Origin of the sequence: Streptomyces sp. NPDC048473 (genome assembly GCF_043200155.1) — a bacterium.
Taxonomy (GTDB): Bacteria; Actinomycetota; Actinomycetes; order Streptomycetales; family Streptomycetaceae; genus Streptomyces.
The window spans coordinates 1-26,319 of the sequence record NZ_JBICXE010000007.1; the positions used below are offsets into that span (position 1 = coordinate 1).

19 protein-coding genes and 2 pseudogenes are annotated in these 26,319 nt (G+C 69.2%); 13 read left to right on the plus strand and 8 right to left on the minus strand.

Annotation, left to right across the window (positions count from 1 at the left end; translation table 11 throughout):
* Positions 1-282 precede the first annotated feature (282 nt).
* A complete protein-coding gene (locus tag ACGFU7_RS14465; RefSeq protein WP_393695626.1) occupies positions 283-1,494 on the minus strand; it encodes a Dyp-type peroxidase in 1,212 nt (403 codons plus the stop codon).
* Positions 1,495-1,551: 57 nt separating this feature from the next.
* Between ACGFU7_RS14465 and ACGFU7_RS14470 the strand changes: the two genes are divergently transcribed.
* Complete coding sequence (locus ACGFU7_RS14470) at positions 1,552-2,892, plus strand: right-handed parallel beta-helix repeat-containing protein (RefSeq protein WP_393695628.1); 1,341 nt, start codon at positions 1,552-1,554, stop codon at positions 2,890-2,892.
* Positions 2,893-3,000: 108 nt separating this feature from the next.
* Here the strand turns inward: ACGFU7_RS14470 and ACGFU7_RS14475 are convergent, their stop codons facing one another.
* The 3 genes from ACGFU7_RS14475 to ACGFU7_RS14485 all read right to left on the minus strand — a co-directional run bounded on the left by ACGFU7_RS14475 (position 3,001) and on the right by ACGFU7_RS14485 (position 7,369).
* A complete protein-coding gene (locus tag ACGFU7_RS14475) occupies positions 3,001-3,846 on the minus strand; it encodes a hypothetical protein (protein WP_393695630.1) in 846 nt (281 codons plus the stop codon).
* A 123-nt stretch (positions 3,847-3,969) separates the two neighbouring features.
* The gene (locus tag ACGFU7_RS14480; protein WP_393695631.1) at positions 3,970-6,582 is read right to left on the minus strand and encodes an SdrD B-like domain-containing protein; all 2,613 of its coding nucleotides are present in this window, start codon (positions 6,580-6,582) and stop codon (positions 3,970-3,972) included.
* A gap of 661 nt (positions 6,583-7,243) precedes the next feature.
* Complete coding sequence (locus tag ACGFU7_RS14485) at positions 7,244-7,369, minus strand: hypothetical protein (RefSeq protein WP_393695633.1); 126 nt, start codon at positions 7,367-7,369, stop codon at positions 7,244-7,246.
* Between the two features lie 1,702 nt (positions 7,370-9,071).
* On the opposite strand from ACGFU7_RS14485, the pseudogene ACGFU7_RS14490 reads away from it, so the two are divergent.
* The 7 genes and pseudogenes from ACGFU7_RS14490 to ACGFU7_RS14520 form a co-directional block, all read left to right on the plus strand.
* Positions 9,072-9,440: pseudogene (locus tag ACGFU7_RS14490) on the plus strand (macro domain-containing protein); the annotation flags it as partial.
* 281 nt (positions 9,441-9,721) lie between these two features.
* Positions 9,722-12,247 (plus strand): DUF4118 domain-containing protein, encoded by a 2,526-nt coding sequence (locus tag ACGFU7_RS14495; protein WP_393695635.1) that lies wholly within the window; start codon positions 9,722-9,724, stop codon positions 12,245-12,247.
* 228 nt (positions 12,248-12,475) lie between these two features.
* On the plus strand, positions 12,476-12,565 hold the full coding sequence (gene kdpF, locus ACGFU7_RS14500) for a K(+)-transporting ATPase subunit F (protein WP_351346772.1): 90 nt from the start codon (positions 12,476-12,478) through the stop codon (positions 12,563-12,565).
* Positions 12,566-12,577: 12 nt separating this feature from the next.
* A complete protein-coding gene (gene kdpA / locus ACGFU7_RS14505) occupies positions 12,578-14,242 on the plus strand; it encodes a potassium-transporting ATPase subunit KdpA (RefSeq protein ID WP_393695637.1) in 1,665 nt (554 codons plus the stop codon).
* A complete protein-coding gene (gene kdpB, locus ACGFU7_RS14510; protein ID WP_393695639.1) occupies positions 14,242-16,371 on the plus strand; it encodes a potassium-transporting ATPase subunit KdpB in 2,130 nt (709 codons plus the stop codon). The genes kdpA and kdpB overlap by 1 nt, the downstream gene beginning before the upstream one ends.
* A gap of 37 nt (positions 16,372-16,408) precedes the next feature.
* The gene (gene kdpC, locus ACGFU7_RS14515; protein WP_393695641.1) at positions 16,409-17,038 is read left to right on the plus strand and encodes a potassium-transporting ATPase subunit KdpC; all 630 of its coding nucleotides are present in this window, start codon (positions 16,409-16,411) and stop codon (positions 17,036-17,038) included.
* 82 nt (positions 17,039-17,120) lie between these two features.
* Positions 17,121-17,531, plus strand: coding sequence for a DUF3592 domain-containing protein (locus ACGFU7_RS14520; RefSeq protein WP_393695643.1), 411 nt, complete (start codon positions 17,121-17,123; stop codon positions 17,529-17,531).
* Between the two features lie 447 nt (positions 17,532-17,978).
* Here the strand turns inward: ACGFU7_RS14520 and ACGFU7_RS14525 are convergent, their stop codons facing one another.
* Positions 17,979-18,497, minus strand: coding sequence for a TetR/AcrR family transcriptional regulator (locus ACGFU7_RS14525; RefSeq protein WP_393695645.1), 519 nt, complete (start codon positions 18,495-18,497; stop codon positions 17,979-17,981).
* Between ACGFU7_RS14525 and ACGFU7_RS14530 the strand changes: the two genes are divergently transcribed.
* The 4 genes from ACGFU7_RS14530 to ACGFU7_RS14545 all read left to right on the plus strand — a co-directional run bounded on the left by ACGFU7_RS14530 (position 18,463) and on the right by ACGFU7_RS14545 (position 23,242).
* The gene (locus ACGFU7_RS14530; protein WP_393695647.1) at positions 18,463-19,413 is read left to right on the plus strand and encodes an NmrA family NAD(P)-binding protein; all 951 of its coding nucleotides are present in this window, start codon (positions 18,463-18,465) and stop codon (positions 19,411-19,413) included. The genes ACGFU7_RS14525 and ACGFU7_RS14530 overlap by 35 nt on opposite strands.
* A 409-nt stretch (positions 19,414-19,822) precedes the next feature.
* Positions 19,823-20,935, plus strand: a complete 1,113-nt coding sequence (locus tag ACGFU7_RS14535; protein WP_393695648.1) for a PP2C family protein-serine/threonine phosphatase — start codon at positions 19,823-19,825, stop codon at positions 20,933-20,935.
* Between the two features lie 289 nt (positions 20,936-21,224).
* Positions 21,225-22,697 (plus strand): AlkA N-terminal domain-containing protein, encoded by a 1,473-nt coding sequence (locus tag ACGFU7_RS14540; RefSeq protein ID WP_393695649.1) that lies wholly within the window; start codon positions 21,225-21,227, stop codon positions 22,695-22,697.
* 20 nt (positions 22,698-22,717) lie between these two features.
* Positions 22,718-23,242, plus strand: a complete 525-nt coding sequence (locus ACGFU7_RS14545; protein WP_393695651.1) for a methylated-DNA--[protein]-cysteine S-methyltransferase — start codon at positions 22,718-22,720, stop codon at positions 23,240-23,242.
* A 108-nt stretch (positions 23,243-23,350) separates the two neighbouring features.
* Here ACGFU7_RS14545 and ACGFU7_RS14550 read toward each other — a convergent pair whose 3' ends face one another.
* The gene (locus ACGFU7_RS14550) at positions 23,351-23,935 is read right to left on the minus strand and encodes a TMEM165/GDT1 family protein (protein ID WP_393695653.1); all 585 of its coding nucleotides are present in this window, start codon (positions 23,933-23,935) and stop codon (positions 23,351-23,353) included.
* Between the two features lie 337 nt (positions 23,936-24,272).
* Here ACGFU7_RS14550 and ACGFU7_RS14555 point away from each other — a divergent pair, with 337 nt between their 5' ends.
* Entirely contained in the window at positions 24,273-24,677 is a 405-nt protein-coding gene (locus tag ACGFU7_RS14555; protein ID WP_383960300.1) for a (2Fe-2S) ferredoxin domain-containing protein, read from the plus strand.
* A 67-nt stretch (positions 24,678-24,744) separates the two neighbouring features.
* On the opposite strand, the pseudogene ACGFU7_RS14560 reads toward ACGFU7_RS14555, so the two are convergent.
* Both ACGFU7_RS14560 and ACGFU7_RS14565 read right to left on the minus strand, forming a co-directional pair.
* A pseudogene (locus ACGFU7_RS14560) lies at positions 24,745-25,394 on the minus strand (class I SAM-dependent methyltransferase).
* An 89-nt stretch (positions 25,395-25,483) separates the two neighbouring features.
* Positions 25,484-26,245 (minus strand): NAD-dependent deacetylase, encoded by a 762-nt coding sequence (locus tag ACGFU7_RS14565; RefSeq protein ID WP_393695655.1) that lies wholly within the window; start codon positions 26,243-26,245, stop codon positions 25,484-25,486.
* Positions 26,246-26,319: the final 74 nt, after the last annotated feature.

Here is a 26,319-nt window from a genome sequence, read left to right on the forward strand (position 1 = left end):
TGCCGCAGTCGCCCGGGGTACGGGCCGAACCCGCCGATTGGAAGGTACGGCTCGATGAACTCCCACTCTACGTCTGTCAGTTGCACTCGCGTCACGCATGAAGATTTACCTGATCAGACCCCGCCACGAAGCCGAATCCGGCAGATTGATCACAACCCGATACGCGCCCTAGCCCGCACAGCCCGGGCGAGACGATTACCTCCTGAGTAAGGCAACGCATCACAAAGATCCACTTTCGAAATGCACCCTGGAGTCGGTGGGTAGGAGGGAGCGAGGCGGACTTCATGTCCAGAGCTGTTCGCCGAGAGTACCGGCGGGTGCGGTGCCGGGCAGGACGTAGGCCACGGCCGAGGCCCGGTGTTGGAGGAAGGGGGTGAGGGCGTCGCGGGCGGCCAGGCGGTTCTGGACGCGGGTGAACTGGGCGGGGTCGCGCATGAAGGCGCAGAAGAGAAGGCCGCGGTCGGTCGGGCCGTCGTCGTAGCTGTAGCTGCGGCGGAGCATACGGGCGCCGCCGTCGAAGCGGGGGCTGGCGAGACGCACGTGGGCGGTGGCGGGGATGACGTAGGAACCGTCGGGGTTCTTGGCGTAGATGTCCGGCTCGTCATGCTCGGCGGTGCCGCTGAGGGGGACGCCGTCGCGGGCGCCGCGGCCTATCACCCGGTCGCGCTGGCCCTCGGGGAGGGCCGCGAAGCCGGTGACGTCCATGTGGATCCTGCGGTAGACCAGAACGGTGCCGTTCTGGTGGGCTCCGGGTGGGCCCCAGACCCACTGCTCGGCCGCCGCGTGATCGGGGTTGGCGATGCCGTCCTTGGAGCCGAACAGGTTGCGAGGGGTGGTGCCCGGGGTCGTGTGGGGCAGGAAGCCGGACTGGGTCCAGCGCGGCACGGCCCCGGCGGCGTGCGCGGCCGTGCCGGCGAGTTCGGCGACGATGGTGAGGGTCCAGCGATCGGCTGCGCATAGTTGGACCAGAAGATCGCCGTTGCTGCGGTGCGGGTCGAGACGGTCGCCGGGGAAGGGCGGCAACTCGCCAAGGGAAGCGGGGACGTTGAGGCCGAGGCGGGCGGCGAGGGCAGGGCCGATGCCGACCAGGGAGGTGAGCCGGGTCGCGCCGCCGCCCTGGAGTCGCGGGTCCGGCGGGGCGTCGGAGGCAGCGGTGGCGAGCGTGCGGGTCAGCGCGTCGAGGACGCTGCGCAGGGTCTTCCGGTCGGTGGCGGCGGAGGTCTGCGGGAGGTCGAAGGAGAGCAGGTGCGTCGCCGGTTGCTGGGGCACTGTGACACCCGCCTGTCGGGCGCCGTGGAAGGGAATCGCGGTCTCGGCCGGCGGGGCGCCAGTGGTGGCACGGACGGTTGTCCGGTCGTCTCTCGCCAGTTCGTCGGCCGCCGCGCCGATCCCGGCGGCGAGCACCGCTCCGCCGGCGAGCAGTGCCCGGCGCCGCCCGATACGGGTTGCCGCGGGTCGGGATGAATCCTGCGCATTTCCCTGTTCGGTGGGCATACGCCTATTGGAGACGATAAAACAACTGCCATGCAAATCCTGTCTGGAGAAGGCCTGTTGGCGCGTTCGGTAGTCCCGGCGGCGGTGTTCCGGGCGGCGCTGCGTCTGTCGGTGCTGGTCGTCTCGGTCGCGATGGCGGCCACCGGGTGCTCCGGTACGGGGTCGACGTCGGCCGATGCGCGGCATCCGGCGGGGAGCGTGCTGCGCGTTCCGCAGGACTTCCCCGCGGTGCAGCAGGCGGTGGACGCCGCACGTGAGGGGGAGACGGTGCTGGTCGGCCCGGGCGTGTACAGGGAGAGCGTGCGCGTCACCAAGCCCCGCGTGGTGCTGCGCGGAACGGACCGCAACGCGGTGGTCTTCGATGGCGGTGTGCGTCTGGCCAACGGCATCACCGTGACCGGCGCCGGCTCGGTGGTCGAGAACCTCACCGTGCACGGCTACCTCGCCAACGGCGTGCTGTTCACCGGCGTCACCGACGAGCGGTTGCAGCAGCGCGGTGCCGGCGGCTCCGCCTACGACCCGCTGGACACCTCCCGCTTCCCTGCCGTCCGGGGCTTCCGCGCGACCCGGGTGACGGCGTACAACAACGGCCTGTACGGCATCTACGCCTTTGACGCGCGCGACGGCGTGATCGAGGACTCCTACGCCTCCGGGCACGCCGACTCCGGCATCTACGTCGGCCAGTGCAAGCCCTGCAACACCGTCGTCCGTGGCAACACCGTGGAGCGCAACGCGGTCGGCATCGAACTGACCAATGCCTCGGACGGCCTGTCGGTGCTGGGTAACCGTGTCGCCCGCAACCGGGTGGGCGTCACGGTCAACTCCAATGACCTGGAGGCCCTCGCCCCGCAGCACGGCGCGGTGATCGCGGGCAACGTGGTCGCCGACAACAACGCCGCCGACACGCCCGAGCAGGCTGACGGGGGCTTCGGCATCGGCATCGGCATCGGCGGTGGCACCGGGAACCGCATCCAGCGCAATCTGGTCCGGGGCAACCGGGCGGCCGGGGTGGTCGTCACCGACCCGCCGGGGCATCCGGCGAGCGGCAATCGCGTCGAGGGCAACCGCGCCACCGGCAACGGCACCGACCTCGTGCTGGCCTCAGCCGATCCCAGCAACTGTTTCGCGGACAACCGTCCCGCCATCCAGAGCCCGGACGGCCTGGAGGGCCGCGCGGGCTGCGGCACCCGCGGTCGGGGCACGCTACCCAGCGGGCGGACGGCGCCGGTGCAGGCGCCGCCCGGCGTCCCGTTCAGCCAGGTGCCGGCCCCGCCCGCCCAGCCGTCCATGCCGGACCCGACGGCCCCGGGCAGCCCGGCGACCGGCCTGGCGGGGGCCGTCGACACGGCCGCGTACCCGCTCCCGAAGGACGCGGACGCCGTGCCGCGCTCGCGCTGAGCACGGTGCTCCGGTGAACTCCGCCCTCGTTCACCATGCCGCCCTGGAGGGTGAGTTGACGAGGGTCGTCGGCAACCGTGGTAGCCGGGGCGCATGGGCACGGAGATGTCAGCCGGTGATCCACGGCGCCTCGGGGAGCTTCGCGCGGCCGTCGCGTCCGGAGAACTCCACGGTGGTCGGAGTCCCCAGGCCCGACATCCGCATCGTCACCCGCCGCAGGCCGCCGTCACCGTCGACCCAGTACGTCAGCGGCGACCGTCCGCCGTCGGGCCCCGCACTGGGCGTGGCGCCCTGGGCGCGCGGCCCGGCGAACCGGTCGTAGCTGCGGCCGTCGATGCGATCACGCTCCAGCCAGCGAGCTCCGGACTGTGCGAGCAACAGCGGGTTGTCGGGGCGGTCCGCGCCGAGCTCGATCAGCAACTGGAGCCCGGCGTCCAGGGGATCGGTCGTGTAGGAGCGCGCGGACCAGTCCGAGCGCGGGATGTGCTCGGCCTGCTGCCAGGGCGGGCTGTTGTCTCCCTCAGGCGCGGGGGCCAGGCCGAGGCCGCCGGTGTCCCAGACGATCAGGCCATGGTCGAGCTGCCCGGCGGTGGGCCCGGTGGCTCCAGAGGACCTGGAGGATCCGGAGGCCCCGGTGGAACCGGTGACCTGGTAACTTCCCACGGCCCGATGGGTTCGGTAGTCCACGACCCCGCTGACCCGCACCACCACCCCGGCGCCCTCGGTGACAGTGAGGGTCACCGCCACGGGACTGGCCTGGTACAGATTCAACCGCGACAGCGCCAGCCTGGACGCCTCCTCCATCGTCACCGGCCGCTCGGTGGTGTCGTCGGAAAGGGTCCGGTAGGCGGCCAGGCCGCCCACTGCGGCGCCGCACGCCGCGATCGCGATCAGTGTTCTGAACCAGAGGGTCCGGCGCGGCGTACGGCCGCTCATCCTCAACTTCCGAGCCATGCAGTCGCTTTCTCTCATCGGCTGGTCACACAGTCGGGGGGGGGGGGGGGGCCCCCGGGGGGGGCCCCCCCCCCCCCCGACCCGGCCCGGAGGTTCACCGAGGCCGGCTGCCCTGCTCGGGGGCTAGCGGTGCAGCGCCCTTCGCCTGCGCATCAGCACGAACAGCGCCGTGCCGAGGGTGGTGAGCGCGGCGGCGCCGGCCAGGGCCATCAGAACGACCTGGCTCGTGCCCGTGCCCGCCAGGTGCGAGCCGGGCTCGGGGCCCGGTGCGTGCGGTGTGCCCGGTGTTTTCGGTACCGGCGTCGTCGGTGTTGGTGTCGGCGTGGCGGCGGGCAGCCGCCGGTTGACCGCTGTCACCGAGACCCCGGCGTCGAGGTTGTCGGAGGTCAGCACCAGCGGCCCGAACACCGTCTCGTCCGGTACCGCGTATCCCGCCGGTGGGCTGACTTCCTGCCAGTAGTACGTCCCCGGCGCGCCGCTGCCCTGGCAGATACCGTCGGCCTTGGTCGTGCAGGCCTTGCCGACCTGCGTATCCGGCGTCGTCCCGGTGGTCTGCGCGCCCTCAGCGCCGTTTGTCTCCTTCCACAGCTGGAACTTCGCCCCGGCCAGCGGTTTTTCGTCCTGGTCGTGTTTGACCAGGCGCAGCACGCCCTCCTGTTGTCGGAAGCCGAAGTCGTAGGTGTGGTCGTTCTCTCCCGGCCCGCCGGTGGTCAGCGCCCGTTCCGGGTACTTCGCGCCGGACGGGACGATGCCCTTGGAGTCGATGAAATGGTTGTCGCCGACATCTGCGTCGGTGGGCACCCACTGGTAGAGCGGGCCACCCTTGGCGTAGTCGGCCGGGTTGTCGAGCCGGATGGTGTACTTGGTCGTCGGTTTGAGGCCGCCGGTGACGTTGGAGTCGTCGAAGTAGTACTCCCCACGCTCTGACGTCTTGGTCGTACCGACCTGCTTGCCCGACTCGTCGTAGAGGTGGACGGTCGCGCCCACGACCGGGCGCTGGCCCGGGTTCTGGATGCCCTTGCGCTCGGGGTCGTACCAGACCCGGTTGCCGATCTGCAGCGGGGCCTGGTCGCAGAGCACCTCCAGGTCACCCATCGAGGCGCCCTTGCCGAACGGGGCCACGACCTCAGGCGGGTTGAGGCGCAGGCCGCCCTTCGGGTCCTGCTTGCCGTCGCGCTGGACGAAGGAGGTGCCGTACCCGAAGGCGGTGCTGTTGGGGTCGAAGCCGGAGGTCGCGATGGTGTTCTCGACCTTGGAGAGCGCCATGCCCGCGAAGGCCGCGTTGTGGTGGGAGCCCATCCGGCTGTTGTCGAAGAAGCGCGTTCCCCGGGGGGAAAGCCCGCAGCCGTTGTTGGTGTCCATCACGTACACCCCGCCCGCCAGGCATGCCTTGTCCAGGTCACCGCCTGACAGGACGTTGGCGGGTGTGTTGGGCGTGGGACCGGCCGGGGCGCGGTCGCCGAAGCGGTCGCGGAAGGCCAGCAGCATGGAGCCGTCGGCCTCGAATCCGATCTCGCCCAACTCCGGTTCGGGTTGGGCCAGATAGCTCTGGCAGGCCTGTCCGTTCTGGGAGGTCGGGAAGGTGTTGGTCCAGGGGAACCAGCCCGCGCCGTCGCATGGGCCACTGCCAACGGTGGACTGACGCGGGTAGTCCAGCGGCTGGTCCAGCACCGCCTTGCGGAACGCTCCGGTGGCGAGGTCGAAGGGCATGACCACCGCGCGCAGGTCCGAGAGCTTCCCGGTGGACTCGCCGGAGCACACGCCGCCGAGGTAGCCGACGCCGTCCTGCAGGCCGAGGCCGAAGGGGCGCCAGTCCCCGGCCGCCGGACAGCCCGGGTCCGGGGTGGCGTAGACGGCCTTCGGCGCCGAAGCGGTCGCCGCCGTGGCGTCGTAGCGGTAGAGCTTGCGGTTGTTGAGGTTGACGACGAACAGGTCCTTGTCGTCATCGGTGATCTTGATGCCGCCCAGGCTCTCCTTGCCCGGTACGGCAAGGAAGGCGTCATCGGTACCCGACCCGTGCGCCGTCGTCCCCGCGTCCGGGACGACGGTGAACAGTGTGGTTTTCTTCTGCGTGAGGTCGGTCACGTAGATCCCCCCGGCGCCACCCGGACCGTAGTCCGTGGAACGCTTGGCCACCGCCGAGGAGAACACCCGCTTGTCGGCCTTGTTCCACGCGATGCCGAACAGCGTGCCGGTGTCGGCGTTGGTGGCGATGTCTGTGACGTTGACGTCGACGCCGTCCTGGCCGCGTGCGTCGTACGGGAAGGAGACCAGCGTGCGCTGAGCCCCGCCCTCGCGCGTGGCAGGCTGACAGGTCGTCATCAGCGGTGCGTTCTTCTGGCAGTAGTCACCCGGACTCCACAGCCCGGTGGTGTACGCCACGCTCTTCCCGGCGGAGAGGTCGACGAACTCCTCATTGCTGCTTAACTGGTTGGGCGCACCGTCCAGTCCCTGGCGCGAGGCGAAGGCCGGGAACAGCACACCCGGCTTCGGATTCACCACCTGCACCCGGTACTTGCCGTTGGTGGTCTTGCCCGCCGCCGGAGTCAGCGTCACGGTGCCGTCGGCCGCCGTAACCCCCTCGATACCCGCCCCGGCGTCGTCGGTGAGGGTCACCTTGACGCCTGCGATGCCCGGTTCCAGCGCGGGCGTCCACACGCCGTCGGTGTCCACGGCCCGGATCACCCGGACCGTCACCGACCCGTCGTCCGCCTGCGAGTACGCCGCAGGCGCCATGGCTAACGAGCCACTACCGATTCCCAAGGCGAGCGCGACCACGCAGCCAACGGTGCGGCGACCGAGCACGCCCGGCCGCCGCCGACGCGGCTCGGGCGCGGCTCCCTTCGCTTGTTCATTTGTGGATTCCATCCCCTGCTCTCAGCGTTCAGAAGGGCCTGTTGCCCTGCTCGTGAGGGAGTACATAGAGATGCGGAGAACCGCCTTGCCCGCGATCTTAGAAGGGTTTTAGGCAAGATCGTGGTGGAATGGCGAACTCGTCCTCCGCCAAACCCTCGTGCAACGGCCTCTGAGCGCATCGCGGGCGGGGTGGCGAGGTGGCGAGCGAAGCGCCCACGCCTGTCGCACCGGTCGCTGCAGACGCGGACGCCCTCCGGGTTCTGGCCGAACTCGACTACGACACGGTCATCGTGATCGTTCGCCGGGTCCGCACCGCCGGCCGCCGGCAAGCACGCCCGGGGATCGCCGTACCGCACCGCCCCCTCACGGGGCCACGCAGGTGATGGGAAGGGGACCGGAAACGGCCGGGCCCGGCGCAGACCGTATGAGCAAGGCGCTGCGGCGGAGCGGGGAAGGAAGGTGACAGTGGTGCCCTCAGGAGGGCGACGGGCGACGATGTCTGCTGCCGGCCTGGGGCCGCCGGGGCACGGTGAACCGGCCGTCACGGATGTCTCGTCGGCAGACACGTGAGGGTACGGGCCTGGTCGGACGCGACATCCACCGTACCGACGCCGAACGCCGCGCTGTCACCCGTGCCGTAGAAGAAGGCGACCTGGGGGATCGTCATGTCCGCCGGGAAGAACAAGCCCGCAAGCGCACTGTGCGACCCCGTCGACACATTGACGAGCAGCACCGCTCACTGCTCGTCAGAAAGACCTCCTCGCCCCACACCGCGAGATCATCACGGCGCGGGACGAGGCACGATGCCCACTTTCAAAACACGGCCTAGTGCAGCGGAGCTATCGCGTCAAACGCAGCACGCTCGCCCGTGTGACCGGAAAGCCCAAGTTGGCATGCCGTGCTATCGCAGCGCAAGCGTACAGAAGAATGCGCTGTCACGGCGAAACGCCAGCACCTGTGCGAGAAGGACCTGTTGGTAGCGGAGCGCACGAGCATCGGGCACGTAGCGCCCTATCTTTTGCGTGCCGTAACCGGCACCGTGTCGAGGGGAGTGCAACATAGACGACGTTCGCCGGTTAGCCAAACCGGCGATCGTTGCGACCATTGACGGAGTTCGTGACCAATGTTGATGGTTAGGTGCCTGGATGAATAGGACAGAAGTTGCTGGAGGAGCAGAGGCGGTTGGACGCTGCGAGACCTCGCCCGGAGTGGCCTTCACCTTCAAAGTCCGGAGGTCGGATGCGGAAGGTGATTCGGCTGTGCCTGCCGAAGTCAGAGAAGTGGTGGGAGTAGTACACCTTCGTGACGGTAGCCGATTGAGGGAACTCCTTGTGGCGGCTGCACAGCTTCATGCATAGAGGAATAGGTATCTCGTATCCAGGCGGGCGGTCATCTGTGATGTCACGGAACCCGCTGGACAGGTGTCATGGCAGGGATCAGGGAAGGTGATGTATGACGGATTCTTCGGCTTACCCTCGAAGGGCTTTGGGGGTTGTACGTCTTTCGGTAGGAAACATTGGGCAGACTGGAGATGGCACCCAGCGGCCGACGGTTCTCCCATCATGCTCGGGGAGCCCGTCCTCACAGAGGTCGAATGGCTGCAGCTGCAGCAGGTTATCGCCCTGGTGAGAAAGACGCAGGGACCAAGGAATCCGTCTCCGATTCGTGGCTTCGTATTCTGCGATGGTTCCGGTGCAGCGCAGTGGCCGCACGCCTTGTACTGGATGAAGGGAGGCGATGGCACTGCTCGTTCGCGAAGCAAGACGACACGCATCAGATGCAACGGACGGCCGTCCAAAGGGCTGGGTCGATGTGAAGGCCATACTTGGCCAGCGGAGGAGCTGTATGCGCTGATTGAAGCGGCGTTCAAGTTCCAGGTCGGCCATCTCCCCGTTCAAGAACAGAAGACGGTTGCGGACGATTCGAAGACGATACGGGTCGCGATCCTCGACGGTCGCATGACGCAGCTTGAGTCCGAGTTCAAGGCAGGTCGCCTGTCGGCCGTGAAGTACGCCGCCCACCTTGGCGAGGTAGCGACGGGAACGCGAGGCTCTGACCAGGGCGTCGGACGCCAAGCCTGTGAAGCGATGGGTGGATGTTCAGGCTCATCTCGACGGATGTCCAGGCATGGGATGTCAGTGTCCGGCGCTGACATACGCCGACTGGTGGGACGCTGCGACGCCAGTTGAGCGGCGCGAAAAGATGATCAGTTGGGGGGCCAAGGTCTATGTCGGCGTGGGTGGGGTGAGATTTGGGTATGGCGAAGTCTTCCCGGCTCCTCTGCAACTGACCGAGCTTCGCTTCGACGGATCTCACGGCCGGCCCGCGCCCGACACCGTCTCGGTTGTCATCGCCTCGGATGGTCGTACGGCGGAGTTGAAGACTTACGCAGGGGAGGTCGCCACGTTCCCTCTCGACATGGGGACTCGGGCAGTAGCACTGGCTGCGTGAACTGTGGGTCAATGCTTGAGACCGTGGGCCCGGTGTGGAGCAGCGCCGAGGACCGGTCCGCGCTCCTCGCCTCCTGCTGCCACGAATCGCTGCGTGTGGCTGCGGAGTTGGGGGCACGTACCATCGCCTTCCCTGCCATTTCCACCGGTATCTACGGCTGGCCCATGGACGACGCCGCCCGCATTGCCGTGCGGACGGTGCGGGAGACGGAGACGACGGTGGAGGAGGTCCGGTTCGTGCTGTTCGACGGGCCGGCGTACGAGGCCTTCGCGTCACATATGGGCTGAATGCTCCGACTGGAGTGTGCTGCTCGGGTGAGGAGGCGGTCCCGGGGTGTGGTCGGAGCGACGGACTCTCGCGGAACCGCACGGGCCGTCCCGATCCGCCCAACCAGCTTTGCCCGTATTCCAGCGGCACCGGGCGCTGATGCATCGACAGCCGGACCCGATACACCCCGAGGGTGCCCTTGCGGGCTCGGGGCCGGTGTCGTCGAGTGAAGCGGCCAGGAAGGGGCGCACCATGGAAGGGCGCGAGCACGACATGGGGGCGACCTGGCAGGAGTGCGCCGGTGGCACGTGGACGGTTGCGGATCTACCTCGGGGCCGCCCCCGGGGTCGGGAAGACGTACGCCATGCTCGCAGAAGGGCAGCGGCTGCGTTCACGGGGCGCGGATGTCGTCGTGGGCTTCGTCGAGCCGCATGGGCGTCGCCCGACCGCGGCCATGGCCGACGGTCTGGAGACGATCCCCCGGCGCACCCTGGCCCATCGCGGTGCGGCCTTCACCGAGATGGATCTTGATGCGGTGCTGTCCCGCCGTCCCCAGGCCGCGCTGGTCGACGAGCTGGCCCACTCCAACGTTCCGGGTGCCCGCAATGCCAAGCGGTGGCAGGACGTCGAGGAGCTCCTGGAGGCCGGAATCGATGTCGTCACCACGCTCAACGTCCAGCACCTGGAATCCCTTAATGACACGGTCCGGCAGATCACCGGGGTCAGGCAGCGCGAGACCCTGCCCGACGAGGTGGCGCGTCGCGCCGGCCAGATCGAACTGGTCGACCTGCCGCCCGAGGTCCTGCGCCGCCGCATGGTGCACGGCGACATCTACCCGCCGGACCGCATCGAATCCGCCCTCACCCACTACTTCCGGGTCGGCAACCTCACCGCACTGCGCGAACTTGCCCTGCTGTGGCTCGCCGATCGAGTGGAGGAGGGGCTGCAGCGCTACCGGGCCGAACACGGCATCTCCGCCCCCTGGGAGACCCGGGAGCGGATCCTGGTGGCCCTGAACGGTGGCCCGGAGGGCGAGACCCTCATCCGCCGCGCCGCGCGGATCAGCGCGCGAACCCCCGGCACCGAGTTGCTGGCCCTCCACGTGGTCCCGGAGGACGGACTCGCCGGCGTCGACCCGGCGGAACTGGACACCCAGCGCACGCTTCTGGAGTCGCTCGGCGGCAGCTACCACCAGACCACGGGCGAGGACGTTGTCGATGCCTTGCTCCAGTTCGCCGAGGCGGAGAACGTCACCCAGATCGTGCTGGGCGCGAGCCGGCACGGCCGGCTCGCCTCCTTTTTGAGGGCAGGGGTGGGAGAGCGGACCATCAAGGGGTCCGGCCCCGTCGACGTGCACATCGTCACGCATGAGGAGGCAGCCCGCTCTGCTGCGCCGAGGCTTCCGCATCCGAGCCGTGGCACGGGCCCGAGACGTTACTGGTCGGCATTGGCCGGTGCTGTGGTGCTGCTGCCCGTACTGACGCTCCTGCTGACCGCGCTGCGGGGCCACCTCGGCCTCTCCAGCGACTTGGTGATCTATCTGCTCGCTGTCGTCGTGGTGGCCCTGGTCGGCGGTCTCTACCCCGCCCTGTTCGCCGCCTTTGCCGCGGCACTGCTCGCCGATTACTACCTCACGGCGCCAGTGCACTCGCTGGCCATGGAGCGCCCCGACGAGATCATCGCGCTCGTGGTCTTCATCGCCACGGCCGCCCTCGTCGGCACTGCTGCGGGAGCGGCTGCGCAGCGTACGCACCAGGCCGTGCGCGCGACGTCGGAGGCGAGGGCGTTGAGCCGCTTGGCCGCCGCCATGATGCGTGGCCAGGATCTGCCGGCACTCATCGAGCAGATCCGGGAGTATTTCGGCCTGGCCGCGATCAGCCTGCTCGAAAGGGATCCGGAAGCATCTCCTGTGCCCCGCTGGTACGTGGTCGCCAGCGCCGGGGAACGGCCGCCGGAAAGGCCCTACGAGGCGGATGTGGAAAGCCCGGTCGACGACAATCTCACGCTGGCCGCTCGCGGCTCAGGACTGAGTACGCAGGACCGACGCGTCCTCGCTGCATGCGCCGCCGAACTGGGGCTGGCCCATGTCCGGGGGCGGATCGCCGGGCGTTCCGGTGGCACGGACGCCCTCGCCGACGCCGAACGCACCCGCGCATTTCTGCTTCTCGCAGCAGGCCGCGACCTGCGTGCTCCGCTGCACACCGCCGAAGAGGCTCTCCTGCGCCTGCGGCGTCGACGCGCCGGCGAGCGGGCCCCGGAAGAGGCGCAGCTGCTGGACGCCGCCCGCGCGGCCGTGCACCGTGCGGCGCAATTGGTCACCGATCTCGACGATCTGAGCCGCCTGCATGCCGGGGCACTCGATCTGTACCTCCGCCCGGTCGACCTCAACGAGGTGCTGGGCGCTGCCATGGACGACCTCGGGCCCGGCGGCCACTCGATCGTTCTGCGCCTGCCGGAACAGCTGCCCGACGTGATCGCCGACGCTGCGCTCCTCACCCGTGCCCTGACCGCCCTCGGGGTCGACGCACTGCGTCACAGCCCGCCGGACCGGCCCCCCGTCGTCACAGCCGAGGTCCGGGGTGACCGCCTGGCGATCCGGGTGGAGGACGGGATGCCGGACCGGGGCCCGGAATCGAGCACAATCGCCTCCCGGGTACCGGATACCAGGGCTGACAGTCTGCCCCTGCGGCTGTCGCGTGACCTGGCCGAGGCCATGGACGGCGCCCTGGAGACGACCACTGAGGGGGCCGGGGCCGCCTTCTCGATGACGCTCACTCTTCCGAGCGCTGCGCCCGGCGGCAGCGCAACATCCGGCCGCGCCGAGTGAATCCCTGCGCTCCACCGTCACCCGATCGGCCGGCGGAGCGTCAGGGCACTCCCGACGTCAACTGATATAGCGTCAGAAATGAATCGCTGCACCATATTCCAGCCGGGGCGAACAGTCCCGCCTCTGATGCCTCTGCGAGGTGCCTCGCATGTTGGACGTCGTGTTCATCGGCCTCACGGTCGTGGTGTTCGCCCTCATCGGCCTGGCCGCCAAGGGGGTCGGACGCCTGTGAGCGTGGAAAACATCGTCGGCCTGATCGTTGCCGCATGCCTCGTGATCTACCTGGTCGTCTGCCTGATCTTCCCTGAGAAGTTCTAGGAGAGAGCCCGGATGAACGACACCCTCGCGGGCTGGCTCCAGGTGCTCGCCCTGGTGGTCGCGCTATGCCTCTCGTTTCGCCCGCTGGGCGGCTACATGGCCCGCGTCCTGACCACCGATCACCATTGGCGGGCTGAACGCCTGATCTACCGGGCCGGCGGAGTGAACGGCGACGCCGACCAGAAGTGGTCGGTCTACCTGCGCAGCATCCTGGCCTTCTCCGCGGTGTCGGTACTGTTCCTGTACGCGTTCCTGCGCCTGCAGAACCATCTCCTGTTGTCCCTGGGGATGAAGCCGGTCACCGCGGACCAGTCGTTCAACACGGCGGCATCCTTTGTCACCAACACCAACTGGCAGTCGTATTCCGGCGAGTCGACCATGGGCCATTTGGTCCAGATGGCGGGTCTCGCGGTGCAGAACTTCGTCTCCGCGGCCGTGGGCATTGCCGTGGTCGCCGCACTGATCCGCGGCTTCACCAGGAAGAAGACCGAGCGCGTCGGGAACTTCTGGGTGGACCTGACACGGATCGTGCTTCGCGTTCTGCTGCCCCTTGCGTTCGTCTTCGCGATCGTTCTGGTGGCCGCCGGTGCCGTTCAGAATTTCCACGGAGTCCACGACATCACCACCATCGCGGGCGGGCATCAGCGCCTGACCGGGGGCCCGGTCGCCTCCCAGGAGGTCATCAAGCAACTGGGCACCAACGGCGGTGGTTTCTACAACGCGAACTCCGCACACCCCTTCGAGAACCCCAACGCCTTCACCAACCTGATCGAGATCTACCTGATACTGGTCATCTCGTTCTCGCTGCCGCGGACCTTCGGGACGATGGTCGGTGACAACCGTCAGGGCTATGCGATCGTCGCCGTGATGGCATTGATCTGGGGCGCATCGGTCGCCATCGTGACCGCCAACGAGCTGCACAGCGTCAGCAGCATCGCCGGTCACGCGGCCGGCGGAATGATGGAGGGCAAGGAGACGCGGTTCGGGATCTGGGCCTCGGCTCTGTTCGCCGTGTCCACCACCCTCACCTCGTGCGGAGCGGTCAACTCCTTCCACGACTCGTACACGCCGGGCGGCGGCGGAATGACGATCTTCAACATGATGCTGGGGGAGATCGCGCCCGGCGGCACTGGCTCCGGGCTCTACGGGATCCTGATCCTGGCGATCGTCGCGGTCTTCGTCGCCGGACTGATGGTCGGCCGTACACCCGAGTACCTGGGCAAGAAGCTCCGGGGCCGGGAGATGAAGTTCGCCTCGCTCTACATCCTGACCACGCCCACGCTCGTGCTGGTCGGTGCGGGGCTGGCGATGGCATTCCCGGGTGAGAGAGCCGCCATGCTCAATTCCGGGCCGCACGGCTTCTCCGAAGTCCTGTACGCCTTCGCGTCGGCCGCGAACAACAACGGCTCGGCATTTGCCGGTCTGAGCGTGAATACCGTCTGGTACAACACCGCGCTCGGCGTGGTCATGCTCGTCAGCCGGTTCCTGCCGATGGTGTTCGTCCTGGCACTCGCCGGCTCACTCGCCGCGCAGCAGCCCGTTCCGGTCACCGCGGGCACCCTGCCCACCCACCGGCCGCAGTTCGTCGGGCTGTTGACCGGGGTGGTCCTCATCGTTGTCGGTCTGACGTACTTCCCCGCGCTCGCGCTCGGGCCGCTCGCGGAGGGTCTGCACTGATGTCCACGACCGCCGCTCCCGCTCCCACCCCACCCGGTGCCGAGCGTCAGCAGCACCGGATCTCGGGCGGACTGCTCGATCCCAAGCAGCTTCTGACGTCCTTCCCCGATGCACTGCGCAAGCTGGATCCGCGCGTGATGCTCCACAACCCCGTCATGTTCGTGGTGGAGGTCGGGGCGGTCCTGACCACGCTGTCGGCCATCAAAGCGCCCAGCGTCTTCGCCTGGGTGATCACGGGGTGGCTCTGGCTGACGTCCGTCTTCGCCAATCTCGCCGAAGCCGTGGCCGAGGGCCGTGGCAAGGCCCAGGCGGAGACTCTGCGCCGCGCCAAGACGATGGCGATGGCCCGCCGTCTCACCGGCTGGCGGCCGGGTGCGACCGACGCCGCAGAGGAGGAAGTTCCGGGCGTCGACCTCCGTCTGGGCGATCACGTCGTCGTCGAGGCCGGGCAGACCATCCCCGGCGACGGCGATGTGGTCGAGGGCATCGCGAGCGTCGACGAATCGGCCATCACGGGCGAGTCGGCGCCGGTGATCCGAGAGTCGGGCGGCGACCGGTCGGCGGTCACGGGCGGTACGAAGGTGCTCTCGGACCGGATCGTCGTGAAAATCACCTCGAAGCCGGGGGAGACCTTCATCGACCGGATGATCGCACTCGTGGAGGGGGCCGCGCGGCAGAAGACGCCGAACGAGATCGCGCTCAACATTCTGCTGGCATCCCTCACGATCGTCTTCATGATCGCGGTGGTGACCCTGCAACCCTTCGCCATCTTCGCGGGGGCCGAGCAGACCATTGTCATCCTTGTCGCCCTCGTCGTGGCCTTGATCCCGACGACGATCGGCGCGTTGCTGTCGGCGATCGGCATCGCGGGCATGGACCGGCTCGTGCAGCGCAACGTGCTCGCGATGTCCGGGCGCGCGGTGGAGGCCGCGGGTGACGTCAACACGCTCCTGCTCGACAAGACCGGCACCATCACCCTCGGCAACCGCCAGGCCGCCGAATTCCTGCCGGTGGACGGGGTGGGCGTCGAGGAACTCGCCGATGCCTCCCAGCTGTCGTCGATCGCTGACGAGACACCCGAGGGCCGGTCGATCGTCGTCCTCGCCAAGCAGCAGTACGCGCTCCGTGGCCGTAGTGAAGGAGAACTGGACCGGGCACAGTTCGTACCCTTCACCGCGCAGAGCAGGATGAGCGGTGTCGACCTCAACGATCCTCAGGAGAACCGGTCCCTGCGCAAGGGCGCGGCGACGGCAGTGATGCGCTGGGTCCGTGACAACGGCGGCCACCCCACGGCCGAGGTCGGCGGCATCGTCGACGGCATCTCGGCGAGCGGCGGCACCCCGCTGGTCGTCGGCGAGGTGTCCCGGCACGGCGGTACGCGGACCGCCCGCGTCCTGGGCGTCATCCACCTCAAGGACGTTGTCAAGGAGGGTATGCGGGAGCGGTTCGACGAGCTGCGTCGCATGGGCATCCGTACCGTCATGATCACGGGTGACAACCCGCTGACCGCGCGCGCCATCGCCCAGGAGGCGGGGGTGGACGACTTCCTGGCCGAGGCCACGCCCGAGGACAAGATGGCCCTCATCAAGCGGGAGCAGGCGGGCGGCAAGCTCGTCGCGATGACCGGTGACGGCACCAACGACGCCCCGGCGCTGGCCCAGGCGGATGTCGGGGTGGCGATGAACACCGGTACCTCGGCCGCGAAGGAGGCCGGGAACATGGTGGACCTCGACTCCAACCCGACCAAGCTCATCGAGATCGTCGAGATCGGCAAGCAGCTGCTGATCACCCGTGGTGCGCTGACGACGTTCTCCATCGCCAACGATGTCGCGAAGTACTTCGCGATCATCCCCGCGATGTTCGCGAGCGTCTATCCCGGCCTGGACAAGCTGAACATCATGCGCCTGCACAGCCCGACCTCGGCGATCACTTCCGCAATCGTTTTCAACGCCCTGATCATCATCGCGCTGATCCCGCTCGCGCTGCGCGGCGTGCGCTACCGGCCGTCCTCCGCCGCGAAACTGCTCAGCCGCAACATCTGGATGTACGGGCTCGGCGGGCTGGTACTGCCCTTCGTGGGCATCAAGCTGCTCGACCTCTTCATCCAGTTCATCCCCGGCCTGCGCTGACAGACGGCCCGACGAGAGAAGAAGGTGATCCCACACAGTGCGCACTGTCCTTCCCCCTGTACTTCAGCACCATCTGGTGGCTTTGCGGATGCTGCTGGCATGCACTGTGATCACCGGCATCGCCTATCCACTGCTCGTCACCGGCATCGCCCAGGCCGGCCTCTCCCGTCAGGCCGACGGCTCCATGCTGACGACCGACGGCACGCCGGTGGCCTCGAGCCTGATCGGCCAGAACTTCGCCCTGCCGAAGAAGAATCCCCACGACGCGCAGGAGCCGCTGCGCCCCGACCCCAAGTGGTTCCAGCCCCGTCCGTCCGCAGGCGGCTACGACCCCATGAACTCCGGCGCCTCCAACCTGGGCCCGAACAACACCGATCTGATCAGGACCGTCAACGACCGCCGCGCCGCCGTCGCCGCCTTCGACGGGGTCCCGTCCTCGTCCGTCCCCGCGGACGCCGTCACCGCCGGCGGCTCCGGGCTCGACCCGGCGATCTCCCCGGCGTACGCCTACGAACAGGCCGACCGCGTGGCGAAGGCCCGCCACCTCGCCCCCGCCAGGGTCAGGACGCTGGTCGCCCGGCATGTCCAGGGACGTGTTCTGGGTTTCCTGGGTCAGGAACGCGTCAACGTCGTCGAACTCAACCACGATCTGGCCGGGCTGATGTGACCACAATGCGGGGGCGCCGACCCGACGGCGGCCGAGGCAGGGACATACACCGGAGTGGGGAAGTGGCGTGGACGCGGGGGCCGTGGCCGTACTTGCAGGGATCGCCGCGTTCGGCGGCATGATCGCCGTCCTTGCGGGGGCCTATGGCTTGCGTCAGGCACGGCGAGTGAGCGGGTCGGGCGTGCGTGTTCAGGCGCTGGTCAAACGACGCCCGGGAGAGGGCTGTGACGAGTCGGCCCCGCCGCGCCCACTGCTCCAGTTCGTGACGGAGGACGACCGGGTGATGGAAGTGGTCTGTCCCGTACCCGCCAGCCGGCGACAGCCGATCAATGACGGCGACAACGTATGTGTCTCCTACGATCCGGCCGATCCGCGAAACGTCATCGTCCACGGGCGGGAACGCTTGGGTCCTGAACGCGTATTCATCGCCGGGGGTGCCCTCGTCGTGCTGCTCTCGGTGACCCTGCTCGGTGTCGCGATTGCGGGTCGGTGACGGATCCGGAGCGATTCCCGGTGCCGCCTCTTGCAGGCGGAGTCCGCGGCCGGCGGTGTCCGGTGCCGGTCGAGTCCCTGCGCCACGAGCCCGCGGACGCGGGCTGCGGCACAGCGTGGTCCCGGCCCGCTTCCCTGCCGGTTCCCGGGAGCGGGTTGCACGTTCAAAGGCGCGTGCCTGTCCACCCCCTTGGGGGATGGGCGCTGATTGACCAGGAGCCGGGACCTCTACCTGGTCCATGACATGGCCGCCCGGTGGTCGGTGCTGCGGGGAAAGCTGCTCGGGCGTGCCTACCCCAACGGCTGATGCTCAGCAACCGACCGGGGACCTCTCCCCCCTGGGGGCTCAGCGTCAGATGTACGGCCGAGCCTCATTCACCCTGCTCGGCGCCTGCGTTCTCCTCCAGCCGTAGCCGTAGCCGTAGCCGTAGCCGTCACGGAAGCGCGGTCATAGCCGCCCGGCCTCGGCGAGGGCCAGCAGGTCGTTCGCGGATTCGCGGGCACGCGTTCGGATGGTGGCCGTGTCGGGGACCGGTCCGCCGAGCAATGCGGTGTCCACGATCTCCGCCTGGAGGAGGGCTGAGAAGACGTGCGCGGCGCGTGTGGAGTCGCTGACCTTGGAGCGCATTTCCGCCGGCCAGTGGGACAGGTGTCGCGTGAACAGGGCTATGCGGTCTCCGAGAATCTCCTGTTGGTAGCGGCGGCCGAGCTCGGGGAAGCGCTGCGCGTCCCGGGTCACCACCCTGAACAGTGCCAACTGCTGATCGGACAGGATGTGTTGGAGAAGCTCGCAGCCCGCTTCTGTCAGGCCTTCCAGGGGCGGCAGGTTCAGCCATTCCGGGGCCGCGGTCTGCGCAGAGGTGTCGCAGGCCTCCTGGATGACGGCTACGAAGAGATCGTCCTTGCTGTCGAAATGCCGGTACAGCGTGGTGATGGACACGCCGGCGCTCGCGGCGATGCGGTTCACCGAGCTTCCGCCGTACCCCTCTTCGAGGAAGGTCCTCGGGGCCACCGGCCGTACCGGCGCGGCGGTCGTGAAGACGCTGGAGGCGACACCCGGCCAGGCGGTCGCGGTGCGCGCTTCACGCAGCAGGGCGACCGTCGAGCAGTGGATCAAGGAGGGGAAGGAAGCGGTTCGCCTCGATCTCGATGACCCCGACACCTTCCCCGGCGCGTTGGAGGGCATCGACCGGGTATTCCTGATGACTGGCTACACCTCGGCGATGAACCACCAGGCCAAGACCCTGGTGGACGCCGCCGAGGACGCCGGCGTCGGCTTCCTGGTGCACCTGGGCGTGTTCAGCGACAAGCGCTCCACCGACCCGCACTTCGCGTGGCACGAACTGGTGGAGCGCTACATCGCCGGCTCCAAGCTGGCCTGGGCGAACGTGCATCCGCACGTGTTCATGGAGAATCTGCTGGGCATCAACCGGCTGCGCGACGGCCGGATGGTGTGGCCGATGGGCGACAAGCAGGTCGGCTGGATCGCCGGCGACGACATCGCAGCGGTCGTGGCCAAGATCCTGGCCGAAGGCCCCGAGGCGCACGCGGGCAAGGAGTACTACCTGTCCGCCGATCTCCTCAACGGCGCCGAGGTGGCCGAGGTCCTCTCCGCCGCCCTCGGGCGGGAGATCCCCTCGCTGGTCCTGACCCCGGACGATCTGCAGCGCATGATTGATGCAGGGCTGAACACCGTGCCTGCCGACATGGACGCCGCGTACGCGGCCAGCACGCTGATCTGGGCGCGACAGACCTACGAGGGCCGCATGGACTACTCCGCGGTCACCACCAGCACGGTCCAGGACCTGCTCGGCCGTGAACCTGTCCATCTCGCCCAGTGGGCCACCGCGCACCGTCAGGAACTGCTCGGCCAGCTCCCCTGACAGCCGCGACACAGTGCGCGCGACCGACTGGCTACGTAGCCCTCTGCAACGCCGGAGCTGCAGGGCCTGGTCAGGCCGGGGAACAGCACCTCTTCTTACGTCTCGGCTCTCATGGACGGGGCAGTCCCAGCCGAAATGATCCGGCAGTACAGGGTCGAGCTGAGACTTCGCGGTGGCGCGGCCATAACCCGATATTTGGCCACTCCGAGCATCCCGGTCGGCTGCAGCTCCTGGCTGTCTCGATATGCCCTGCCGAGGTCGACGAACGGGCTCCCCCAGCCGCTGCTGCCGGCTGCCGAGGGCCGCCCGTGTGACCTGCTCGGCGCCACGGCAGGAGGAGCACCGGTGCCCTGGCTCCCCGCTCCTATCGTGAAGGGCACACCATCGGCGGCGTCGAGGCGGGAAAGACGTGACGGAACCGGAAATCGACTACGCGGCGGTGTTCCAGGCCCTCCCCGGGGCGGTGGCGCTGCTGACCCCGCAGCTGGTCTACGCGGACGCCAACGAGCAGTTCTTGCGCATTCGGGGCCGCACCCGCGAGCAAGTGGTCGGCCACTACCTGTCCGACGACTTCCCCGAGGACCCGAACGACCCCACCGCGGCCGTCCTGCGTACCCTTCAGGCGTCACTGCTCCGGGTGGCGGAAACCGGTGAGCGTGACGTGGCGTTGCAGCGCTACGACGTGGGGGACCCCGACCGGCCCCGGGTAGGGGACGAGCGGTACTGGAGCCTGATCGACATCCCCGTCTTCGGTTCAAACGGGCAGGTGGCGCTGTTGCTGCACCGGGTGGAGGAGGTCACCGAACTCATCCGCGCCCGCGAAGTCGCGCTGAGCCTGCAAGAGGCGATGCTGCCCGCTCCCCGTCCGGTCGGGCACTACCGGGCGGCTGTACGCTACCGGCCCGCCGTCGACGCGCTGAACGTGTGCGGCGACTGGTACGACATGGTCGACCTGCCCGGCGACCGCATCGCGGTCGCCGTCGGCGACGTTGTCGGCAAGGGCCTGTCCGCGGCCGGCGTCATGGGACAACTGCGCAGCGCGCTCAGCGCCGCCTCCCACGCCGTCGACGGCCCCGCCCGGGCCCTGGAGGTTCTCGGGCTGTATGCCCGCTCCGTCGCCGGCGCCGAGAACACCACAGTGGCCACGACGTACATCGACTGGGGCACCCACGTCATCACCTACAGCTGCGCCGGCCATCTTCCACCGGCCCTCCTGCAGGTGGACGGCACCGTCGAGTTCCTGGACCGGGCCACCGACCCCCCACTCGGCGCCCGCCCCGAACACGCCCCCCGGCTCCAGGCCGCCGCGCCCTTCACCGAGGGTGCCGTCCTCGTGCTGTACACCGACGGCCTGGTCGAACGCCGCTGCGAAGACATCGACACCGGCCTCGCACGGCTCGCCGGCTCCCTGGCCCGCCACCACGCAGCCGACCCCGAAACCCTCGCCGACGCGCTGCTGGCCGACCTCCTCCCGCCCGGCGGCGCCACCGACGACACCGCCCTGGTCATCGTGCGCCTATGACCAAGCGTGGAAGGGGCGGCCGACCGCGAAGTGGTACGTCACGGGCGGGGTCCACGGTCGTGCAGCCCCGGTCCGGGCGTTCGCGACCGCCCGGACCGGGGCTACGGGCGAGAGGTGATCAGGGCGCGGTGTCGAGTGCGTCGAGGCTGTCGCGCGTCTGGCCGGAGCGCAGCGGCAGGAAGATCTGCTGCCCCGAAACCACCTGCTGAATCCGAAGAGGTCCTGGCAGTGCAAGGCTGATGTCGGATTTTCGCCAGCCCCCAGGTGTCCCGTGACCGATGCTTGAGTCATGCACACCGACACCGAGCGCTGCGTGCGGGCCGTCCAGTCCAAGGACGCCCGCTTCGACGGCTGGTTCTTCACGGCGGTCCTGACCACCCGGATCTACTGCCGCCCCAGCTGCCCCGTCGTGCCGCCCAAGGTCGAGAACATGACCTTCTACCCCAGCGCCGCCGCCTGCCAGCAGGCCGGATTCCGGGCCTGCAAGCGGTGCCGCCCCGACACCAGCCCCGGCTCCCCGGAGTGGAACGCCCGTGCCGACTCCGTCGCCCGTGCGATGCGGCTGATCCGGGACGGAGTCGTCGACCGCGAGGGCGTCCCCGGTCTCGCCGCCCGGCTGGGCTACTCCGCCCGGCAGATCGAGCGCCAGCTGCTCGCCGAGCTGGGCGCCGGCCCACTTGCCCTGGCCCGTGCGCAGCGTGCCCAGACCGCACGGCTGCTCATCGAGACGACCGGAATCCCCATGGCCGAGGTCGCGTTCGCCGCCGGGTTCTCCTCGATCCGTACCTTCAACGACACCGTCCGTGAGGTCTTCGCACTCGCCCCGGGCGAGCTGCGCAGCCGCGCCGCCCGGTCCGCGGCACCGTCGCCCACTCCGGGCGTGATGGCGCTGCGACTGCCGTACCGGGCCCCGCTCAACCCCACCAACGTCTTCGGCCACCTCGCCGCGACCGCGGTCCCCGGCGTCGAGGAGTGGCGCGACGGCGCCTACCGCCGCACGCTCACCCTCCGGTACGGACACGGAATCGTCGCCCTCACCCCGCACCCCGACCACATCGCCTGCCGGCTCTCCCTCACCGATCCACGCGATCTCACCCTCGCGATCAGCCGCTGCCGCTGGCTGCTCGACCTGGACGCCGATCCCGTGGCCGTCGACGACCAACTGCGCGCCGATCCACTGCTCGCCCCCCTGGTCGACAAAGCCCCGGGCCGACGGGTGCCGCGTACCGTCGACGGTGCGGAATTCGCCGTACGGGCGGTGCTCGGCCAGCAGGTCTCGACCGCGGCCGCCCGCACCCACGCCGCCCGTCTGGTCACCGCCCACGGCCTCCCCGTCGACGACCCGGAGGGCGGCCTCACCCACCTCTTCCCGACCCCCGAGGCCCTGTCCGGGCTCGACCCCGAACAGCTCGCCCTGCCGCGCAGCCGCCGCACCACGCTCACCACACTCGTCGGCGCACTCGCCGACGGCACACTGCGACTCGGCACCGACACCGACTGGGAGAAGGCGCGGGCCGAACTGACCGCCCTTCCCGGCTTCGGCCCCTGGACCGTCGAGGTGATCGCGATGCGGGCGCTCGGCGACCCGGACGCCTTCCTCCCCACCGACCTCGGCATTCGCCGCGCGGCCGAGGAACTCGGCCTCCCGTCGACACCCGCAGCGCTCACCGCCCGCGCGGCAGCCTGGCGCCCCTGGCGGGCGTACGCGGTCCAGTACCTTTGGACCGTGGATGATCACCCCATCAACCACCTGCCCGCATAAGCAAGTTGGGAAGTTCACCCATGACCGCGACGCATACGCGTGAGGCGACCCGGCAGCACACGGTCGTCGACAGCCCGTACGGTCCGCTCACCCTCGTCGCCACCGGCGGCGTCCTCGCAGGCCTCTATATGACGGAGCAGCGGCACCGCCCGCCCGAGGAGACTTTCGGTGACCCCGACCCACGTCCCTTCACGGAGACAATCCGTCAGCTCGACGCATACTTCGCCGGTGAACTGCGCGAGTTCGACCTGCCGCTGCATCTGGACGGCACCCCGTTCCAGCGCAGCGTCTGGGCGCAGCTCCAGCTGATTCCGTACGGCGAGACCCGCTCGTACGGCGAACTGGCCGAACTCCTCGGCAAACCGGGCGCCTCACGCGCGGTGGGCCTCGCCAACGGCAAGAACCCGGTGGGCATCATCGTCCCGTGCCACCGCGTCATCGGCGCCTCCGGCAGCCTCACCGGCTACGGTGGCGGGCTCGACCGCAAGCAGCGGCTGCTGGCCTTCGAGAACGGCACGCAGGACGACACCCCGGCACTCTTCTGACGCCCTCCCCGCGCGAAGAAACGCGAAGACGGGCTCGGAACACCAGGTCCGAGCCCGTCCGGAATCCACGCACGAAGAAGCCGAATCAGCGCCGCAGCGCCGCAGACCTCAGCCGATGAAGATCTCGACGAGGGTCCAGATCGCCAGCCCCAGCATGCAGATCCCGCCGATGCGCTGAACCGTCTTGAGAGGCACCCGCTTCGCGATGAACCGCCCCGCGAGCAGCGCCAGCGCCGAGACCGACATCAGCGCGGCCGCGGACCCGATCGCCGTGGACCAGGTGCCGTTGCTCGCGGCCAGATTGGCCGTGGTGATCTGGGTGAGATCGCCCCACTCGCTGATGAAGACCGCCATGAACGCGGTCGAGTAGACCGGCCAGAAGCCGGTCACCGTCTTGGTGCCGCCCTCTTCCCCGTCATCGACGCCGCCGTTGCGCAACAGCATGAACGCCCCGAACGCGAAGAGGGACGCCGAGACGAGCTTGACGATCCAGTCGGGCAGCAGCCCGATCAGGCTGCCCGCCCCGACGGCGATGGCGACGTGCACGATGAACGCGGACGACGTACCGAACCAGACATACAGCGGTCGCATACGGGTGCCCATGGCAAGCGACGCGAACATCGTCTTGTCGGGGAGCTCCGCGAGGAAGATCAGCCCGAAGGCGGTGAGGATCGCCAGGGGGTCGAGGTGCATTCCGGGTGGCTTTCTGTAAGAGCCGGGCCCCGGGCCTTCGCGAAGTGCCACTCGGGCTTTTCGGAGGACCACTCGGCCCGGCATGACGTCAGCGCCCACGGGGCGCGGGCGTGTCATACCTGACCGAAGGTCTCGCCCGCCCGTAACCATCTACGGGCCCGGCCACCGGGAACCCGAGGGCTCCAGTGTGTCGACGACCGGTTTGCGGGGCTACTCCCCTTCGCAGTCATCAACCATACCCCACCGGCCGACGGGGGAGCGCAGATGTTCGATCCGGGGGCAGAGATCGGTACAGTCCCACGGTGATCATCCCCGCCGGCACCGGAGGCGTCCCCGCATGAGCCGCCGCACTCGCAAGGCCGACCCGGCCCAGGGCACGCCCCGGCCCACCGTCAGCGTCTGCCGCGGCTGCTGCTGCGGGACACCGAAGATCCCGGACGTGGACCACGCCGGTCAGCTCGCCGAGCTGCGCCGCTCGCTCGGCGAGGCCGCGACGGTCCGCGCCGTGGAGTGCCTGGACGCCTGTGAGCAGGCCAACGTCATCGTCGTACAGCCGTCGGCACAGGGGCGCAGGGCGGGCGGCCGCCCTGTCTGGCTCGGGCTCGTCAACGACCCGGATGCCGTGACGGACATCGCCGCCTGGGTCGAGGCGGGCGGCCCGGGGCTGGTGGACCCGCCAGAGATCCTCGACCTGTACACGTTCCGCCCCTCGCGCCGCATACAGCAGGAACTCGATCACTAGAGCCTGTCCGGCGGGGTCAGGGGCGCACCGGCCCCGGTCCGTGTCCACCACACCGTCGGCCGCGCCGCTACGGTGCCACGGGCTTGACCGCCGGCAGGAATGCCTGCGGAGTGTTCTCCTTCGCGTCCGCCTCACGCACCAGCCGGGCCTGCACGCGGAACCCGGCCTTCACGAGCAGTTCGGCCACATCGTCGGGCGGGAACCGGTAGACGTCGAGCGCCACTGTGTGACCGTACGTCCGCTCCAGGCGCACGCACTCGTCGCCGACCTTGAAGGCCATCAGCAGATGGCCGCCGGGGGCCGGCACGCGATGGAACTCGGCGAAAATATCCGGGAGTTGCTCCGGCGGGGTGTGGACGAGGGAGTACCGGGCGAGGGCACCGGCCAGGATGTCGTCCGCCAGATCCAGGTCGGTCGTCGACCCCTCGTCGAACGTGAGGTCCGGGTGTGCACGGCGGGCCACCGCAACCATGCCCGGTGAAGATCGATGCCGAACGCGGTCAGCCCGAGATCGCGCAGATGGGCCGTCACCCGACCGGGTCCGCAGCCGAGATCGCCCACCCGTCCGCCGCCCGCCGTCACGAGATCGGTGAAGGCGGCCGGCATGGCGCGGTCGTAGGGCTTGTTCGCCAGCTCTGCGGCCAGCAGGGCGGCGTAGTCGACGGCGACGGTGTCGTACGAGGCCCGGGTGGTGTGGAGGGAGGAAGGTTCGGCCATGCGGCGGACCGTACAGCCCCCCTCTGACATTCCCCGGCTCGATCGGCGCCGCTGCGGCAGGGATGAGCGATTTCGGCCGAACCGAGCACTCAGCCCCGCGAGTCGGTACCGGAGCCCGTGCTCGTGTCCGGGTCCGCGGCCAGTCGCTTCAGCAGTGCGGGAAACGCCGTGCCGATGGGCTCGCGGATGGTCTCGTCGGCCAGTTCGTCGTACGGCGTGGGCTCCGCGTTCACCACGATCAGCCGCGCCCCGTTGTCCACCGCGATACCGGCCAGCGAGGCGGCGGGCTGCACCTGCAGCGTCGTACCGACCGCGATGAACACCTCGCATGCCTTGGCGATCGACATCGCCTGGCCCAGCACCACCGGATCGAGCCGTTCACCGAACATGATCGTCGCCGACTTCAGGATGCCGCCGCAGACGGTGCACGGCGGGTCGGCCTCGCCCGCCTCGACCCGGGCCAGTGCCTCGGCCATCGGGGAGCGGGCATGGCAGCGGGTGCAGACCGTCTCGCGCGCGGTCCCGTGCAGTTCGAGGACCTTGCGGGCGGGCAGACCGGCGAGCTGATGCAGGCCGTCGACGTTCTGTGTGATCACCCGCACCGGGGCGCCGGACCGCTCCAGCTCCGCCACCGCTCGGTGGGCCGCGTTCGGCTCCGCGCCCCAGGTCGCGCTGGTGCGGCGCATCTGCCAGGAGCGGCGGCGGATCTCCGGATCGGCCATGTAGAAGTCGTACGTGACAAGCTTCTCGGCCTCCGGATCCTTGCGCCAAAGCCCGTTGGGACCGCGGTAGTCGGGGATGCCGGAGTCCGTGGAGATACCGGCGCCGCTGAGGATCGCGACGAGAGTCATGGCACGAGCGTACGCAGCGCCGGCTGCCACCCGCGAGACCATTTCACCCGGTGCCGGGGTCCGGCCCCATGGCC